Genomic DNA, 15,653 nt, shown 5'->3' with positions numbered 1-15,653 from the left:
GTTACACCGGGCCGGCCACCGCCGCCACCGGCTTGGCCAACGACACGCCCGAGCCGTCCCGGCGCGGGTCGATCTCCGGCAGCTCGGCGGGTGCGCCGTTGCGCTGGGCCGCGTGCGGCGGCGTCGGACCCGTCCAGGCGAAGCTCAGGCAGTCCTCGCCCTTCAGGAACCGTTGGACGCGCACACCACCCGTCGCGCGCCCCTTGCGCGGGTACTGGTCGAACGGTGTGAGCTTCGCCGTCGTCTGCACCGAGTCGTCCAGCGTGCCGCGCGAGCCCGCCACCGTGAAGACGACCGCGTCCACCGCGGGGTCCACCGCCGCGAAGGAGATCACCTTCGCGCCGTCGGTGAGCTTGATGCCCGCCATGCCGCCCGCGGGGCGGCCCTGGGGGCGGACCTGCGACGCCTGGTAGCGCAGCAGCTGTGCGTCGTCCGTGATGAAGACCAGGTCCTCCTCGCCGGTGCGCAGCTCGGCCGCCCCGACGATCCGATCACCGTCCCTGAGGGTGATGACCTCCAGCTCTTCCTTGTTCGACGGATAGTCGGGGACCACGCGCTTGACGACACCCTGCTCGGTGCCGAGCGCGAGCCCCGGGGACGACTCGTCGAGCGTCATCAGGCAGATCAGCTTCTCGTCCTTCTCCAGGGGGAGCAGTTCCGAGACGGGCGCCCCTCCGGAGAGGTTGGGCGCGCCCGCCGTCTCCGGCAGCTGGGGGAGGTCCACTACGGAGAGGCGCAGCAGACGCCCCTCGGAGGTGACCGCGCCCACCTCGCCGCGTGCCGTCGCGGGCACCGCGGAGACGATCGCGTCGTGCTTGACGCGCTTGGCGTCACCGTCGGCGAAAGGCTCGCCGTTGGCCGTGCGCGCCAACAGGCCCGTCGAGGACAGGAGCACCCGGCACGGGTCGTCCGCGACCTGCAGCGAGACCGTGGCGGCCGGTGTGCCGGACGACTCCAGGAGCACCGTGCGCCGGTCCGTGCCGAACTTCTTGGCGACCGCGGCCAGTTCGGCGGAGACCAGCTTGCGCAGCTCCGCGTCCGAGTCCAGGATCCCGGTCAGCTCGTCGATCTCGCCGTTGAGCTTGTCGCGCTCGGACTCCAGCTCGATGCGGTCGTACTTGGTGAGGCGGCGCAGCGGCGTGTCCAGGATGTACTGCGTCTGGATGTCGCTCAGCGAGAAGCGCTCCATCAGGCGCTCCTTGGCCTGCGCGGAGTTGTCGCTGGAACGGATGAGGCGGATGACCTCGTCGATGTCCAGGAGGGCCACCAGGAGGCCCTCGACCAGGTGCAGGCGGTCGCGCTTCTTGCCGCGGCGGAACTCGCTGCGGCGGCGCACCACGGTGAACCGGTGGTCGAGATAGACCTCCAGGAGCTCCTTGAGGCCGAGGGTGAGGGGCTGGCCGTCCACCAGGGCCACGTTGTTGATGCCGAAGGACTCCTCCATCGGCGTCAGCTTGTAGAGCTGCTCCAGGACGGCCTCGGGGACGAAGCCGTTCTTGATCTCGATGACCAGGCGCAGGCCGTGCGCGCGGTCGGTGAGGTCCTTGACGTCGGCGATGCCCTGCAGCTTCTTCGAGCCGACCAGGTCCTTGATCTTGGAGATGACCTTCTCGGGGCCGACCGTGAAGGGCAGTTCGGTGACGACGAGGCCCTTGCGGCGCGCCGTCACGTTCTCCACGGAGACCGTCGCGCGGGTCTTGAAGGTGCCGCGGCCCGTCTCGTAGGCGTCCTTGATGCCGTTCAGGCCGACGATTCGGCCGCCCGTGGGCAGGTCGGGGCCCGGAACGTACTTCATCAGCGTCTCGAGGTCGGCCCCCGGGTGCTTGATCAGGTGCCGGGCGGCGGCGATGACCTCGCCGAGGTTGTGCGGGGGCATGTTCGTCGCCATGCCGACCGCGATGCCCGACGCGCCGTTGACCAGGAGGTTCGGATAGGCCGCCGGGAGGGCGGACGGCTCCGTCTCCTGGCCGTCGTAGTTCGGCTCGAAGTCGACGGTGTTCTCGTCGATCGACTCCGTCATCAGCGAGGTGGCGTCGGCCATCTTGCACTCGGTGTAGCGCATGGCGGCCGGCGGGTCGTCGTTGCCGAGCGAGCCGAAGTTGCCGTGGCCGTCCACCAGCGGCAGGCGCATCGAGAAGGGCTGGGCCATGCGCACCAGGGCGTCGTAGATCGACGCGTCGCCGTGCGGGTGCAACTTACCCATGACCTCGCCGACGACACGGGCACACTTCACGTAGCCGCGGTCGGGGCGCAGGCCCATCTCGTTCATCTGGTAGACGATCCGGCGATGCACCGGCTTCATGCCGTCGCGGGCGTCCGGCAGGGCGCGGGAGTAGATGACCGAATACGCGTACTCGAGGAAGGAGCCCTGCATCTCGTCGACGACGTCGATGTCGAGGATCTTCTCCTCGTACGAGTCGTCGGGCGGCGGGGTCTTCGTGCTGCGGCGGGCCATCGCTGCTGCGGCTCCTTCACCAACAAGTGCGGGATCTGACGCCGACCATTGTGGACTGTCCCACTGACAACGCCGACCACGACCCGTGCGACGGCGGTGTCGCGCGACTACGCCGAGGGCGGAGCGGGAACTTCGTCAGGTGTCTGCACGCTTGCATACAGTGGCAGGACTGGCAGCAATTGTTCTGATCCAGCGATGATCCAGCGATCGAAGGGACGTACATGCCCATGGGTCACACGGCCACAGCCGAGGCCGGCTCCGGCGGCCTGACAGCGACCGAGCACCGGCTGGCCAACGGCCTGCGCGTGGTGCTCTCCGAGGACCACCTGACCCCGGTCGCCGCGGTCTGCCTCTGGTACGACGTCGGCTCGCGCCACGAGGTCAAGGGGCTTACCGGCCTTGCCCACCTTTTCGAGCACCTCATGTTCCAGGGCTCGAAGCAGGTGCACGGGAACGGCCACTTCGAGCTGGTCCAGGGCGCGGGCGGCTCCCTCAACGGCACGACGAGCTTCGAGCGCACCAACTATTTCGAGACCATGCCCGCCCACCAGTTGGAGCTCGCCCTCTGGCTCGAGGCCGACCGGATGGGCTCGCTGCTCTCCGCGCTCGACGACGAGTCCATGGAGAACCAGCGCGACGTCGTCAAGAACGAGCGCCGCCAGCGCTACGACAACGTGCCCTACGGCACGGCGTTCGAGAAGCTGACGGCCCTCTCGTACCCGGAGGGCCACCCCTACCACCACACGCCGATCGGCTCCATGGCCGACCTGGACGCGGCCACCCTGGAGGACGCGCGCGCGTTCTTCCGCACGTACTACGCGCCCAACAACGCCGTCCTGTCGGTCGTCGGCGACATCGACCCGCAGGAGACGCTCGCCTGGGTCGAGAAGTACTTCGGGTCGATCCCCGGGCACGACGGCAAGCAGCCGCCGCGCGACGGCTCCCTGCCCGAGCGCATCGGCAAGGAGCTGCGCGAGGTCATCGAGGAGGACGTGCCGGCCCGCGCCCTGATGGCCGCCTACCGCCTCCCGGAGGACGGCACGCGCGCGTGCGACGCGGCCGACCTCGCCCTCACCGTCCTCGGCAGCGGCGAGTCCTCCCGGCTCTACAACCGCCTCGTGCGCCGGGACCGCACCGCGGTCGCCGCCGGGTTCGGCCTGCTCCGCCTCGCCGGTGCGCCCTCGCTCGGCTGGCTCGACGTGAAGACGTCCGGCGACGTCGAGGTTCCCGTCATCGAGGCCGCCGTCGACGAGGAACTGGCCCGCTTCGCCGCGGAGGGTCCCACTCCGGAGGAGATGGAGCGCGCTCAGGCACAGTTGGAGCGCGAGTGGCTCGACCGGCTCGGCACGGTCGCGGGCCGCGCCGACGAACTGTGCCGGTACGCGGTCCTGTTCGGCGACCCGCAGCTCGCCCTGACCGCCGTCGGGCGGGTCCTCGACGTCACCGCACAGGAGGTGCAGGAGGTCGCCAAGGCCCGTCTGCGCCCCGACAACCGCGCGGTGCTCGTGTACGAGCCCGTGGCTCCCGAAGAGGGCGCCGAGGGCACGGCAACCGCCGAGGACACCGCGGACGCAGACGAAGAGGAGGCGGCGAAGTGACCGAGGCCGCGACGATGCAGTTCCACTCCATGCCGCAGGCCGGCACGGCCAAGCCGTGGGCCTTCCCCGCGCCCGAGCGCGGCACCCTGCCCAACGGCCTCACCGTGCTGCGCTGCCACCGCCCCGGCCAGCAGGTCGTCGCCGTCGAGATCCATCTCGAAGCGCCCCTGGACGCCGAGCCCGAGGGCCTCGACGGCGTCGCCACCATCATGGCGAGGGCCTTCAACGAAGGCACCGACAAGCACTCCGCCGAGGAGTTCGCCGCCGAGCTCGACCGGTGCGGCGCGACGCTCGACGCGCACGCCGACCACCCCGGTGTGCGGGTCTCCCTGGAGGTCCCGGTCTCCCGGCTCCCGAAGGCGATGGGCCTGCTCGCCGACGCCCTGCGGGCCCCCGCCTTCTCGGACAGCGAGATCGAGCGGCTCGTACGCAACCGCCTGGACGAGATCCCGCACGAGGCGGCGAGCCCGGCGCGGCGCGCCGCCAAGGAGCTCTCCAAGCAGCTCTTCCCGCCGACCGCGCGCATGTCCCGGCCGCGTCAGGGCACCGAGGAGACGGTCACGGCCATCGACTCGGCGGCGGTGCGTGCCTTCTATGAGAAGTACGTCCGGCCCGCCACGGCCACCCTCGTCGTGGTCGGCGACCTGACCGGCACCGACCTGGACGCCGTCCTCGCGGACACCGTCGGAGCCTGGACGGGCTCCCCGGGCGAGCCGCGCCCGGTGCCGCAGGTGACCGCGGACGACCACGGCCGTGTCGTCATCGTGGACCGTCCCGGAGCGGTCCAGACGCAGCTGCTGATCGGCCGCGTGGGGGCCGACCGGCACGACCGGGTGTGGCCGGCGCAGGTCCTCGGCACGTACTGCCTGGGAGGCACCCTCACGTCCCGTCTGGACCGTGTCCTGCGGGAGGAGAAGGGTTACACCTACGGCGTACGGGCGTTCAGCCAGGTGCTGCGTTCGGCGCCGGACGGGACGGGCGCCGCGATGCTCGCCATCAGCGGCTCCGTGGACACCCCGAACACCGGACCGGCGCTCGACGACCTCTGGAAGGTCCTGCGCACCCTCGCCGCCGAGGGCCTGACCGACGCCGAGCGCGACGTCGCCGTGCAGAACCTGGTGGGCGTGGCCCCGCTCAAGTACGAGATGGCCGCGTCCGTGGCGGCCACCCTCGCCGACCAGGTCGAGCAGAACCTGCCGGACGACTTCCAGGCGCAGCTGTACCGGCAGCTGGCGGCCACCGGCACCGTGGAGGCCACCGCGGCCGTCGTGAACGCCTTCCCGGAGGACCGCCTGGTGACGGTCCTGGTCGGGGACGCAGCGCAGATCGAGGAGCCCGTCAGGGCGCTCGGGATCGGTGACGTGAGTGTCGTCACGGGCTGAGTGAACGTCAGGACATGAGGGGACCCCGGTGGCCGATGTGGCCACCGGGGTCCCCATATGTCCGAATTCATATGGACGTTGCCCGTCTGCCCTGTGGCGTGCGCTACAAAAGTCGCGTTCTGTTTGTCGATTGAAAGACGCCCCGTTTAGCGTCGGTCCGGCTGTCCGTCACGCAGTACGTCGCATCCGCGGCACCGGGCAGTCATCGCCGAGTCCCCGTACGGCGCGAGCCAGGGGAGCCGGGGACCCACATGTCCCCTGGGGTGAATCGGGCACCTTGCCTTCAGGTGAGGGACCCGTAGGAGACCTTCCTGCTCCGAACCCGTCAGCTAACCCGGTAGGCGAGAAGGAAGGAAAGGAACACCCGCCACATGGCGTTCACCCGTGCCACCGGGAAGCACCGTCGTCCGAGCCGCATCACGCGGACCACCGCGAACGTCGCGGGCGTCGCGGCGCTCACCACCACCGGTGTCATCGGAGGCCTTGCCGCCCCCGCCCTCGCCGCCGCCGACGAAGCGGCCGTCGAGCACACCGGCTTCACCCAGGCCGTCTCCGTAGGCGACTCCCTCGCCGAGAGCATCGACGCCCAGGCCGCCGCGCAGCGCCAGGCCGCCGACGACGCCGCCGCGGCCAAGAAGGCCGAAGAGGCCGCCAAGAAGAAGGCCGCCGAGGAGAAGCGCAAGGCCGAGGCCGAGGCCAAGGCGAAGGCCAAGAAGGAGCGCGAGGCCAAGGAGCGTGCCGCCCGCGAGGCCGAGCGCAAGCGCCTGAACACCTACGTCGCGCCGGTCTCCGGCTCGTACGTCTCCACGGGCTACCAGACCGGCGGCGCCATGTGGTCCTCCGGCAGTCACACCGGCATCGACTTCCACGCCGCGTCCGGCACCTCGGTCCACGCGGTCGGCTCCGGCACCGTCGTCGAGGCCGGCTGGGGCGGCGCCTACGGCAACAACGTGGTCATCAAGATGAACGACGGCACGTACACCCAGTACGGCCACATGTCGTCCCTCGGCGTCACCGTCGGCCAGACGGTCACCCCGGGCCAGCAGATAGGCCTGTCCGGCTCCACCGGCAACTCCAGCGGCCCGCACCTCCACTTCGAGGCCCGCTCCGGCGAGCAGTACGGCTCGGACATGGACCCGATCGCCTACCTGCGCGGCCACGGCGTCAACGTCTGACCCGCCCGGTCCGCGCGGACCCCGCAGCACTTCACCGAAAGCCCCGGCTCACCGCGAGCCGGGGCTTTCGCCGCGCTTGGCCAAAAGATATCCATGGATTCCGGTCCGCCGTCGGAAATTCCCGCGCTCTGCAATAGAGTCACCGAACGAGCGTCGGTCGACCGCGTTTCGCGGGGATTAAGGCGGAGGTCCGATCATGCGCATTCCCGCGCACTCGGTATGCACGGCCATCCGGGACGACATTGTCGCGGGTGTCTACGAAAGGGGCGGCCGGCTCACCGAGGACCTCCTCGCGCGGCGCTACGGCGTCTCGCGCGTCCCCGTGCGCGAGGCCCTGCGCACCTTGGAGGCCGAGGGCTTCGTCGTCACCCGCAGGCACGCGGGCGCGTGCGTGGCCGAGCCGACCGAGCAGGAGGCCGCGGACCTCCTGGAGGTCCGGGCGCTGCTCGAGCCGCTCGCTGCCGCACGGGCCGCACAGCGCCGCACGGACGCGCACCTCAAGGTCCTGCGCGGCCTCGTCAGACTGGGCCAGGAGCGCGTCAGGAACGGCCGGGGGGAGGATGTGCGCTCCCTGGGCGGCTGGTTCCACGAGACGCTCGCCCAGGCGTCCGGCAGCCCGGGCCTCAGTGCGCTGCTCACCCAGCTCCGGCACAAGATCGCCTGGATGTACGTCGTGGACTCCCCGGCGGCGCCCGCCGAGTCCTGGTCCGAGCACGCCGCGATCGTCGACGCGGTGGCCCGCGGGGACGCGGAACGGGCCAGGACGCTCACCGCCGCGCACGCGGAACGGGCGACGGCCGCCCATCGACTGCGCCGGCCGCGGCGGGGCGAGCGCGTGAGGGAATCGCAACATGCCGTAAACACGGTGAGCCTGCGGAATTAACGGAGACGCCGTATACAAAGAGAAGCTATTCCTTGCCCGCCCCCGGGAATTCATGCATTTCTTTTCGGGGTGCGTTCACGCACATACGCCGATGGGGCCACCCGTCATTACGGATGACCCCATCGAGGTACTGCTGTACTGCTGAAGAACGTGTCCCAGAAGGGGAACGTGTCCTAGACCGTCTCCGGGAGCTCCTCGAGCCCCTCCGCGACGAGCTTCGCCAGACGGTCGAGGGCGGCGTCCGCGCCCTCGGCGTCGGAGGCGAGCACGATCTCTTCGCCGCCCTGGGCGCCCAGGCCGAGCACCGCGAGCATCGAGGCGGCGTTGACCGGGTTGCCGTCGGCCTTGGCGATCGTCACGGGGACGCCGGCGGCCGTGGCCGCACGGACGAAGATGGAGGCGGGTCGGGCGTGAAGGCCCTCGGCCCAGCCGACGTTGACGCGGCGCTCAGCCATGTGTTGCTGCCCTTCCAGGTGTCTCACACTTGTCTAGACCAGTGTCTCATGCCGTCACGGGTGCTCTGCCGGACGTACGTCCCGCTCCCGGGCGCCTTTCGACCTGTCCTAGCCTGCCCCGGCCCGGGCGGCCGCGCGACCCGTACCCTGGCCCCATGCAGACCCCGTCGGATCAGCACGATCGGCACGGCTACCCCGCCCACTGGGAGGCCGACGTGGTGCTGCGTGACGGAGGCACCGCCCGGATCAGGCCGATCACGGCCGAGGACGCGGACCGCCTGGTCAGCTTCTACGAGCAGGTCTCGGACGAGTCGAAGTACTACCGCTTCTTCGCGCCCTACCCCCGCCTGTCCGCCAAGGACGTGCACCGTTTCACCCACCACGACCAGGTGGACCGGGTGGGGCTCGCGGTCACCGTGGGCGGCGAGTTCATCGCCACCGTGCGCTACGACCGCATCGACGAGCGCGGCATGGCCGCCAGCGCCCCCGCGGACGAGGCCGAGGTCGCCTTCCTCGTGCAGGACGCCCATCAGGGGAGGGGCGTCGCCTCCACGCTCCTCGAACACATCGCGGCCGTCGCCAGGGAGCGCGGCATCCGGCGCTTCGCGGCCGAGGTGCTGCCCGCCAACACCAAGATGATCAAGGTGTTCACGGACGCGGGCTACCAGCAGAAGCGCAGCTTCGAGGACGGCGTCGTCCGCCTGGAGTTCGACCTGGAGCCGACCGACCGCTCGCTCGCTGTGCAGCGCGCCCGCGAACAGCGCGCCGAGGGGCGGTCCGTGCACCGCCTCCTGACGCCCGGCTCGGTCGCCGTGATCGGCGTGGGCCGCGCCCCCGGAGGCGTCGGCCACAGCGTGCTCGACAACCTCCGGGAGTCCGGTTTCGCCGGGCGCCTGTACGCGGTCAACAGCGCGTTCGACGAGGGCACCGACGCCCCCGAAGGCTCCGGTTGCGCCGCCGTGGACGGGGTACCCGCCCACCGCTCCGTGGCCGCCATCGAGGAGCCCGTGGACCTCGCGGTGGTCGCCGTGCCCGCCGATCGGGTGCCACAGGTCGTCGCCGAGTGCGGCGAGCGCGGTGTGCGCGGCCTCGTGGTGCTCTCCGCCGGCTACGGGGAGAGCGGCGCCGAGGGCCGTGAACGCCAGCGCGAACTGGTCCGCCAGGCGCGGTCGTACGGCATGCGCATCATCGGCCCGAACGCCTTCGGCGTCATCAACACGTCTCCGGAGACGCGGCTCAACGCCTCGCTCGCCCCGCAGTCGCCCGCGCGCGGGCGCATCGGTCTGTTCACCCAGTCCGGCGCGATCGGCATCGCGCTGCTCTCCGGACTGCACCGGCGTGGCGCGGGCCTGTCCACGTTCGTCGGGTCCGGCAACCGCGCGGACGTCTCCGGCAACGACCTCCTCCAGTACTGGTACGAGGACCCGGACACCGACGTCACGCTGATGTACCTGGAGACCATCGGCAACCCGCGCAAGTTCACCCGCCTCGCCCGGCGTTCGGCGACGGCCAAGCCCCTCGTCGTCGTCCAGGGCGCCCGGCACAGCGGCATCGCGCCGACCGGCCACGCCGTACAGGCGACCCGCCTGCCGCACGCCACGGTCTCGGCGCTGTTGCGCCAGGCGGGCGTCATCCGGGTCGACACCGTCACGGAGATGGTCGACGCGGGCCTGCTGCTCGCGGGGCAGCCGCTGCCCGATGGACCCCGGGTGGGCATCCTCGGGAACTCCGAGTCCCTCGGCCTCCTCACCTACGACGCGTGCATCGCCGACGGCCTGCGCCCGCTGCCGCCGCGCGACCTCACGACCGGTGCCGTGCCCGCCGACTTCCGGGCCGCCCTCGCCGAGGCGCTGTCGGACGACGGCTGCGACGCGGTGATCGTCAACGCCATCCCCTGGGTGGGGGAGGACGGGGCCACCACCGACCCCGAGACGCTCGCCACGGAGCTGCGGGCGGCCGCTGCGGGCTGCCCCGCCAAGCCCGTCGCCGTCGTCCACGTCGAGCTCGGCGGCCTCGCCGAAGCCCTGGCCGCGGCCACCAGTACCCGCCCGGACGCCGCCACCCCGGCCTCCGGTACCGGGCCGCACTCCCGCGCGCAACGTCCACCCGCGCGGGACACCTCGCCCGCCCCCGCACCGGAGCCCCCGCAGCCCTCGGACCCGTACCGCATCCCCGCCTACCCCGCCGCCGAGCGCGCCGTGCGTGCCCTCTCCGAAGCGGTCAAGTACGCCCAGTGGCGGCGCGAGGCCGCCGAGCCGGGCAGGGTGCACGAGTACGACGACATCGACGAGAACGGCGCCGCCGCACGCATCGAGGAGCTGCTGGCCAAGGACGCCGACCCGCGCGGCAGCACGCTCGCCCCGGCCGACGCCCACGACCTGCTCGGGCGTTACGGCATCCGCGTACACGAAGCGCTGCCCGCGCCCGATCCGGACGCGGCGGTGGCGGCCGCCCGGGAGCTCGGCTACCCGGTGGCCCTGAAGACGACCGCCCCCCACCTGCGGCACCGCGCCGACCTGGGAGGGGTGCGCCTCGACCTCGCGGACGAGGAGCAACTGCGCCGGGCGTACCAGGAACTGACCGACGCCTTCGGCAAGCCCGCCGAGCTGCGCCCCGCCGTGCAGGGCATGGTGCCGCGCGGTGTCGACACCGTCGTGCGCGCCGTCATCGACCCGGCGGCCGGAGCGGTGCTCTCCTTCGGCCTCGCGGGCGCCGCCTCCGAGCTGCTCGGCGACACCGCCCACCGGCTCGTCCCCGTCACCGACCGCGAGGCGGGCTCCCTGGTGAGGTCCATCCGGACGGCGCCGCTCCTGTTCGGCTGGCGCGGGTCCGCGCCCGTGGACACCCCGGCCCTGGAAGAGCTGCTCCAGCGGGTCTCCCGGCTCGTCGACGACCACCCCGAAGTGGTCGCGGTCGCCCTGGAGCCCGTGGTCGTCGCCGAGCACGGCCTCTCCGTGCTCGGCGCCTCCGTGCGCCTGGCGCCCCCGCCCGCCCGCGACGACCTCGGACCGCGCACCCTTCCCGGGTACTGAGCGCCTTCCGGGGCGCCGAGCGCGCCGAGCGCGTTGAAGCACCCTTTCCGGGTACGTGAGCGCTCCGCCCCCGACCGGAGGCGCCCGCGGGGCACCGTGCGCCCCGCACCGGGCCGTAGGATGGACGGCATGGCAAAGACCGGTACGACGACCCAGGGGCTGCGCGCGGCGATCGAGCGCAGCGGCTACTACCCGGCCCTCGTGGCCGAGGCGGTGGAGGCCGCGATCGGCGGCGAGGCCATCGGGTCGTTCCTGGTCCACCAGGAGACGACGTTCGACGCCAACGAAGTGCGCCGGCACGTCACCGTCCTCGTCCTGACCGGCACGCGCTTCATCGTCAGCCACACCGACGAGCAGGCGGCGGACAGCACGTCCCCGACGCCGTACGCGACGACCTCCACGGAGTCGGTCAAGATCGGCCGCATCTCCTCGGTCGTGGTCAGCCGCGTCGTCGCCAACCCCGAGAAGTACGTCCCCGGGACACCGCCCCGCGAGGTCGTCCTGACCATCGGCTGGGGCGCCGTGTCCCGCATCGACCTGGAGCCCGCGGCCTGCGGCGACCCCAACTGCGAGGCGGACCACGGGTACACGGGCAGCTCCACGGCCGACGACCTGAGCCTGCGCGTCAGCGAGGCCGGCGACGGCCCCGACGCCGTGCGCCAGACCCTCGCCTTCGCCCAGGCGCTGTCCGAGGCGACCGCGGACACCGCCCGCTGATGGCGCTGCCCTCCTGGGACGACGTACAACCGCTCTCCCTCGACACCGCCCCCGTGCCCGCGTACGGCGCGGGATCGCTGGCCGACCTGCTGCCCACGCTCGTCGCCCACCAGGGCGTCGAGGGCTTCGCGCCCGTCATCCCCGAACTCGCCCCGGCCGACCGGAACTGCGTCTTCCTGATCGACGGCCTCGGCTGGGAGCAGCTCAAGGCGCACCCGGCAGAGGCGCCCTTCCTGACCTCGCTGCTGCGGAGCTCGCGGGGCGGCACGGGCCGGCCCATCACCGCCGGTTTCCCCGCCACCACCGCGACCTCGCTCGCCTCGGTCGGCACGGGCCTGCCGCCCGGCACGCACGGCCTGCCCGGCTACACCGTCCGCAACCCCGCCACCGGCGAGCTCATGAACCAGCTGCGCTGGAACCCGTGGACCGATCCCTACGCGTGGCAGCCGCACCCCACCGTCTTCCAGCGAGCCCACGACGCCGGGGTGCACACCGCGCAGGTCTCCGCCCCGACCTTCGAGCACACCCCGCTCACCAAGGTCGCGCTGAGCGGAGGTTCCTTCCGGGGCAGGCTCTCCGGAGAGGACCGCATGGACCTCGCCGCACAGCAACTGGCGGCGGGCGACCGCTCCTTGGTCTACACGTACTACGCGGAAGTGGACGGCAAGGGGCACCGCTTCGGCGTCGACTCCGACGCCTGGCGCGGCCAGCTCATGTACGTGGACCGGCTCGTCCAGCGCCTCGCCGAGCAGCTGCCCCCGCGCAGCGCCCTGTACGTCACCGCGGACCACGGCATGATCGACATCCCCTTCGACGAGGCGTCACGCTACGACTTCGACGAGGACTGGGAGCTGCGCGCCGGGGTCGCCCTGCTCGGCGGCGAGGGCCGCGCCCGGCACGTCTACGCGGTGCCGGGCGCCGCGAACGACGTCCTCGCGGTCTGGCGCGATGTGCTCGGCGAGCAGTTCTGGGTGGCGGGACGCGACGAGGCGATCGCCGCGGGCTGGTTCGGTCCACAGGTTGATCAACGTGTGTACGAGCGCATCGGCGACGTCATCGCGGCGGCCCACGACGACGTGGCGATCATCGCCACCGAGCGCGAGCCCAAGGAGTCCGCCCTGGTCGGCATGCACGGCTCCATGACCCCCGTCGAACAGCTCGTCCCGCTCCTCGAAGTACGCTCCTGACCGCTGCCCCGCCCGACCGCTTCTCCGTCCGACCCGAAAGGTCCTCGACTCCCCATGCCCGAGCTGGTGTTCTTCTCCGGAACGATGGACTGCGGAAAGAGCACGCTGGCTCTGCAGATCGAGCACAACCGGTCCGCCCGCGGGCTCCAGGGGATGATCTTCACTCGGGACGACCGTGCCGGCGAGGGCAAGCTCTCCTCCCGGCTCGGCCTCGTCACCGACGCGATCGAGGCCGCGGACGACTTCGACTTCTACGCGCACCTCGTCGATCACCTCTCGCAGGGCGGCCGCGCGGACTACGTGATCGCGGACGAGGCGCAGTTCCTGGCCCCGGAGCAGATCGACCAGCTCGCCCGGATCGTCGACGACCTGGGCCTGGACGTCTTCGCCTTCGGCATCACCACGGACTTCCGCTCCAAGCTCTTTCCCGGCTCGCAGCGCCTGGTCGAGCTCGCCGACCGCGTCGAGGTGCTCCAGGTCGAGGCGCTGTGCTGGTGCGGGGCCCGCGCCACGCACAACGCGCGCACCATAGACGGTGAGATGGTCGTCGAGGGTGCCCAGGTCGTCGTGGGCGACGTCAACCAGTCGGCGGACGTGGTGGGTTACGAGGTGCTGTGCCGCCGCCATCACCAGCGCAGGGCGACGGCGGCGACCGCGCGCGCGGGCGCCCTGTCGCCCGACGTCCTGCCGGTCGACGCGGCCGCCGCCCGCGCCTGAATCAGCTCTCGGCCCGTGAGCGCACGACGCTGAAGACCGCGCCCTCCGGGTCGGCCACCGTCGCCGTCCGGCCGCGGGGGTCGTCCCAGGCCGGTTTGACGACGTGGCCACCGAGCTCGATGACCCGGCTCACCGCCTCGTCCACGTCGGCGACCTCGAAGTACGTCATCCAGTGCGGGCCCAGGTCGCGAGGCAGCGCCTGGCCCACGCCGTGCACGGACGCCACGGGCCGGCCGTCCACGTGCAGCGTCACGTAGTCGAAGTCGGCCGAGACGACGGCCTCGTCGGTGCAGCCGAAGACCGACTCGTAGAACTTGACGACGCTCGCGCTCTCCCGGGTCACCAGCTCGTTCCAGGCCGGTGCGCCGGGCCTGCCGACCACCGCGATGCCCGGGTGGGCCGCGGCCTGCCAGATGCCGAACACGGCGCCCGAGGGGTCGGAGGCGATGGCCAGCCGGCCGGCCTCGCCCGCGTCGAGCGGGCCCACGCCGACCGTGCCGCCGCAGTGCCGCACCACCTCCGCCGTCTCGCCCGCGTCGTCCGACGCCAGATAGGGCGTCCAGGCGATGGGCAGGTGGCGGTCGGTGGGGAGCCGCCCGATACCCGCCACATCGTTGCCGTCGAGCAGGGCCCGCACGTACGGGCCGAGCTGCTCGGGCCCCGGCCGGAACTCCCAGCCGAAGAGCGCTCCGTAGAACTCCTGGGTCGCGGCCAGATCGTGCGCCATCAGGCTCACCCAGCAGGGTGTACCGGGCGTGGCCCGGCCGCTCCCCGCGCCCGCACGCCACACCTTCCCCAAGGAATCCGACGAGCTCTGTCCAGGGGAGACCCCATTCGCCCGCGCCTCGGTCATCGTCACCCTCTCCTCGGCCTTCGTACCGGCCGCTCAGTTTCCGTTCTGAAATGTCTCGAATGCGCGTGCCATCGCCGCGCGAACTCGCGCCCGTGCAGATGCTCGCACCGCCCGTCGCGCGGCGCCCCCCGACCGCGCCGCACTGTCCGGCATCCCGCGGTAGATGCCCGATTTTCGGTGCATCATCCGTAAACACGTGATGGCCGGGCGGAGACCATCCGCCGTACAGGGCGTGCATGGCTCCGTACGCCCCGTGGTCGGGCGGCACCCGGCGGAGCAGGGTAGCCGGACCTTGGCGGCGCGACCACCCCGTACGCAAGGATGGGGCCATGAATGCCATCATCTCCGCATCCGAACTCGCGAGCGAGCTGGCGGGCGAGAATCCGCCGGTCCTGCTCGACGTCCGCTGGCAGCACGACGGCTCCCTGCGCCAGGCGTACGAGGAAGGGCATATTCCGTCGGCCGTCTTCGTCGATCTGGACGCCGACCTGGCCGGACCCGCCGGTGCCAGGGGCCGTCACCCGCTCCCCGACCTGGACCGTTTTGGTGCCGTGATGCGCACGGCCGGCGTCTCGCAGGACCGGGGTGTCGTCGTGTACGACGGTGGCCAGAACTGGGCGGCCGCCCGCCTGTGGTGGATGCTCCGCTGGACGGGTCACGGCTCCGTCCGCGTCCTGGACGGCGGTATCGGCCAGTGGACGGGCCCCCTGGAGCAGGGCGCGGGCACGGCCCCGGCCGAGGGCTCCTTCGAGCCGGCCCCGAACAGCAAGGACCTGCTGGACGCGGACTCCGCCGCGGCGCTGGCCCGCTCCGGCCTGCTCCTGGACGCCCGCGCGGCCGAGCGCTACCGCGGCGAGGTCGAACCGATCGACAACGTGGCCGGACACATCCCCGGCGCGGTCTCGGCACCGACCACGGAGAACGTCGCGGCGGACGGCCGCTTCAAGCCCGCCGGCGAGCTGGCGGAGCGCTTCAAGGGGCTGGGCGCGTCCGACACCTCGGAGATCGGCGTCTACTGCGGCTCGGGCGTCTCGGGCGCCCATGAGGTGCTGGCCCTCGCGGTGGCGGGCATCCCGGCCTCGCTGTACGTCGGCTCCTGGTCGGAGTGGTCGGCCGATTCCTCGCGTCCCGTGGCGACGGGCCCCGACCCGCGGTAGCGCTGGTCGTCGCTCCACGGATCGGCTGCTACGGAGAGGGGG

Annotated in this window: 12 protein-coding genes and 1 riboswitch; of the genes, 9 read left to right on the top strand and 3 right to left on the bottom strand. The window is 72.0% G+C overall.

What is annotated here, in order from left to right:
- Position 1: 1 nt before the first annotated feature.
- On the bottom strand, positions 2 to 2,455 hold the full coding sequence (locus ACZ592_RS17610) for a DNA gyrase/topoisomerase IV subunit A (protein ID WP_471582430.1): 2,454 nt from the start codon (positions 2,453 to 2,455) through the stop codon (positions 2 to 4).
- Between the two features lie 227 nt (positions 2,456 to 2,682).
- Here ACZ592_RS17610 and ACZ592_RS17605 point away from each other — a divergent pair, with 227 nt between their 5' ends.
- The 4 genes from ACZ592_RS17605 to ACZ592_RS17590 all read left to right on the top strand — a co-directional run bounded on the left by ACZ592_RS17605 (position 2,683) and on the right by ACZ592_RS17590 (position 7,493).
- Positions 2,683 to 4,053 carry a M16 family metallopeptidase gene (locus ACZ592_RS17605; RefSeq protein ID WP_471582429.1) on the top strand — a complete coding sequence of 457 codons (1,371 nt, stop codon included), beginning with the start codon at positions 2,683 to 2,685 and terminating at the stop codon, positions 4,051 to 4,053.
- The gene (locus ACZ592_RS17600; protein ID WP_471582428.1) at positions 4,050 to 5,435 is read left to right on the top strand and encodes a M16 family metallopeptidase; all 1,386 of its coding nucleotides are present in this window, start codon (positions 4,050 to 4,052) and stop codon (positions 5,433 to 5,435) included. Before ACZ592_RS17605 ends, ACZ592_RS17600 begins: the two co-directional genes overlap by 4 nt.
- Positions 5,436 to 5,631: 196 nt before the next feature.
- A riboswitch (cyclic di-AMP (ydaO/yuaA leader) is annotated at positions 5,632 to 5,794 on the top strand.
- Positions 5,795 to 5,806: 12 nt separating this feature from the next.
- Positions 5,807 to 6,610, top strand: coding sequence for a M23 family metallopeptidase (locus tag ACZ592_RS17595; RefSeq protein WP_471582427.1), 804 nt, complete (start codon positions 5,807 to 5,809; stop codon positions 6,608 to 6,610).
- A 196-nt stretch (positions 6,611 to 6,806) separates the two neighbouring features.
- Positions 6,807 to 7,493 carry a GntR family transcriptional regulator gene (locus tag ACZ592_RS17590; RefSeq protein ID WP_471582426.1) on the top strand — a complete coding sequence of 229 codons (687 nt, stop codon included), beginning with the start codon at positions 6,807 to 6,809 and terminating at the stop codon, positions 7,491 to 7,493.
- A 173-nt stretch (positions 7,494 to 7,666) separates the two neighbouring features.
- Here ACZ592_RS17590 and ACZ592_RS17585 read toward each other — a convergent pair whose 3' ends face one another.
- The gene (locus ACZ592_RS17585; RefSeq protein ID WP_030021209.1) at positions 7,667 to 7,948 is read right to left on the bottom strand and encodes an HPr family phosphocarrier protein; all 282 of its coding nucleotides are present in this window, start codon (positions 7,946 to 7,948) and stop codon (positions 7,667 to 7,669) included.
- A gap of 155 nt (positions 7,949 to 8,103) precedes the next feature.
- Between ACZ592_RS17585 and ACZ592_RS17580 the strand changes: the two genes are divergently transcribed.
- The 4 genes from ACZ592_RS17580 to ACZ592_RS17565 all read left to right on the top strand — a co-directional run bounded on the left by ACZ592_RS17580 (position 8,104) and on the right by ACZ592_RS17565 (position 13,601).
- Positions 8,104 to 10,980: a bifunctional acetate--CoA ligase family protein/GNAT family N-acetyltransferase gene (locus ACZ592_RS17580; protein WP_471582425.1), complete on the top strand. Its 2,877-nt coding sequence runs from the start codon at positions 8,104 to 8,106 to the stop codon at positions 10,978 to 10,980.
- 129 nt (positions 10,981 to 11,109) lie between these two features.
- Entirely contained in the window at positions 11,110 to 11,697 is a 588-nt protein-coding gene (locus ACZ592_RS17575; RefSeq protein ID WP_389724312.1) for a DUF5998 family protein, read from the top strand.
- Positions 11,697 to 12,884, top strand: a complete 1,188-nt coding sequence (locus ACZ592_RS17570) for an alkaline phosphatase family protein (protein WP_471582424.1) — start codon at positions 11,697 to 11,699, stop codon at positions 12,882 to 12,884. Before ACZ592_RS17575 ends, ACZ592_RS17570 begins: the two co-directional genes overlap by 1 nt.
- Positions 12,885 to 12,938: 54 nt before the next feature.
- Entirely contained in the window at positions 12,939 to 13,601 is a 663-nt protein-coding gene (locus tag ACZ592_RS17565; protein ID WP_471582423.1) for a thymidine kinase, read from the top strand.
- Between the two features lies 1 nt (position 13,602).
- Here the strand turns inward: ACZ592_RS17565 and ACZ592_RS17560 are convergent, their stop codons facing one another.
- Complete coding sequence (locus ACZ592_RS17560) at positions 13,603 to 14,328, bottom strand: VOC family protein (protein ID WP_471582422.1); 726 nt, start codon at positions 14,326 to 14,328, stop codon at positions 13,603 to 13,605.
- Positions 14,329 to 14,783: 455 nt separating this feature from the next.
- On the opposite strand from ACZ592_RS17560, the gene ACZ592_RS17555 reads away from it, so the two are divergent.
- Entirely contained in the window at positions 14,784 to 15,611 is an 828-nt protein-coding gene (locus tag ACZ592_RS17555; protein ID WP_471582421.1) for a sulfurtransferase, read from the top strand.
- Positions 15,612 to 15,653: the final 42 nt, after the last annotated feature.

It is taken from the genome of Streptomyces sp. NPDC040622, assembly GCF_055593965.1.
This window is presented reverse-complemented; position numbering and strand designations above follow the sequence as displayed.

Bases quoted from the DNA above. Each gene is read 5' to 3' on its own strand.
- ACZ592_RS17555 (WP_471582421.1), top strand. From the start codon at position 14,784: ATGAATGCCATCATCTCCGCATCCGAACTCGCGAGCGAGCTGGCGGGC.
- ACZ592_RS17590 (WP_471582426.1), top strand. From the start codon at position 6,807: ATGCGCATTCCCGCGCACTCGGTATGCACGGCCATCCGGGACGACATT.
- ACZ592_RS17595 (WP_471582427.1), top strand. From the start codon at position 5,807: ATGGCGTTCACCCGTGCCACCGGGAAGCACCGTCGTCCGAGCCGCATC.
- ACZ592_RS17575 (WP_389724312.1), top strand. From the start codon at position 11,110: ATGGCAAAGACCGGTACGACGACCCAGGGGCTGCGCGCGGCGATCGAG.
- ACZ592_RS17610 (WP_471582430.1), bottom strand. From the start codon at position 2,455: ATGGCCCGCCGCAGCACGAAGACCCCGCCGCCCGACGACTCGTACGAG.
- ACZ592_RS17605 (WP_471582429.1), top strand. From the start codon at position 2,683: ATGGGTCACACGGCCACAGCCGAGGCCGGCTCCGGCGGCCTGACAGCG.
- ACZ592_RS17585 (WP_030021209.1), bottom strand. From the start codon at position 7,948: ATGGCTGAGCGCCGCGTCAACGTCGGCTGGGCCGAGGGCCTTCACGCC.
- ACZ592_RS17560 (WP_471582422.1), bottom strand. From the start codon at position 14,328: ATGGCGCACGATCTGGCCGCGACCCAGGAGTTCTACGGAGCGCTCTTC.
- ACZ592_RS17570 (WP_471582424.1), top strand. From the start codon at position 11,697: ATGGCGCTGCCCTCCTGGGACGACGTACAACCGCTCTCCCTCGACACC.
- ACZ592_RS17580 (WP_471582425.1), top strand. From the start codon at position 8,104: ATGCAGACCCCGTCGGATCAGCACGATCGGCACGGCTACCCCGCCCAC.
- ACZ592_RS17565 (WP_471582423.1), top strand. From the start codon at position 12,939: ATGCCCGAGCTGGTGTTCTTCTCCGGAACGATGGACTGCGGAAAGAGC.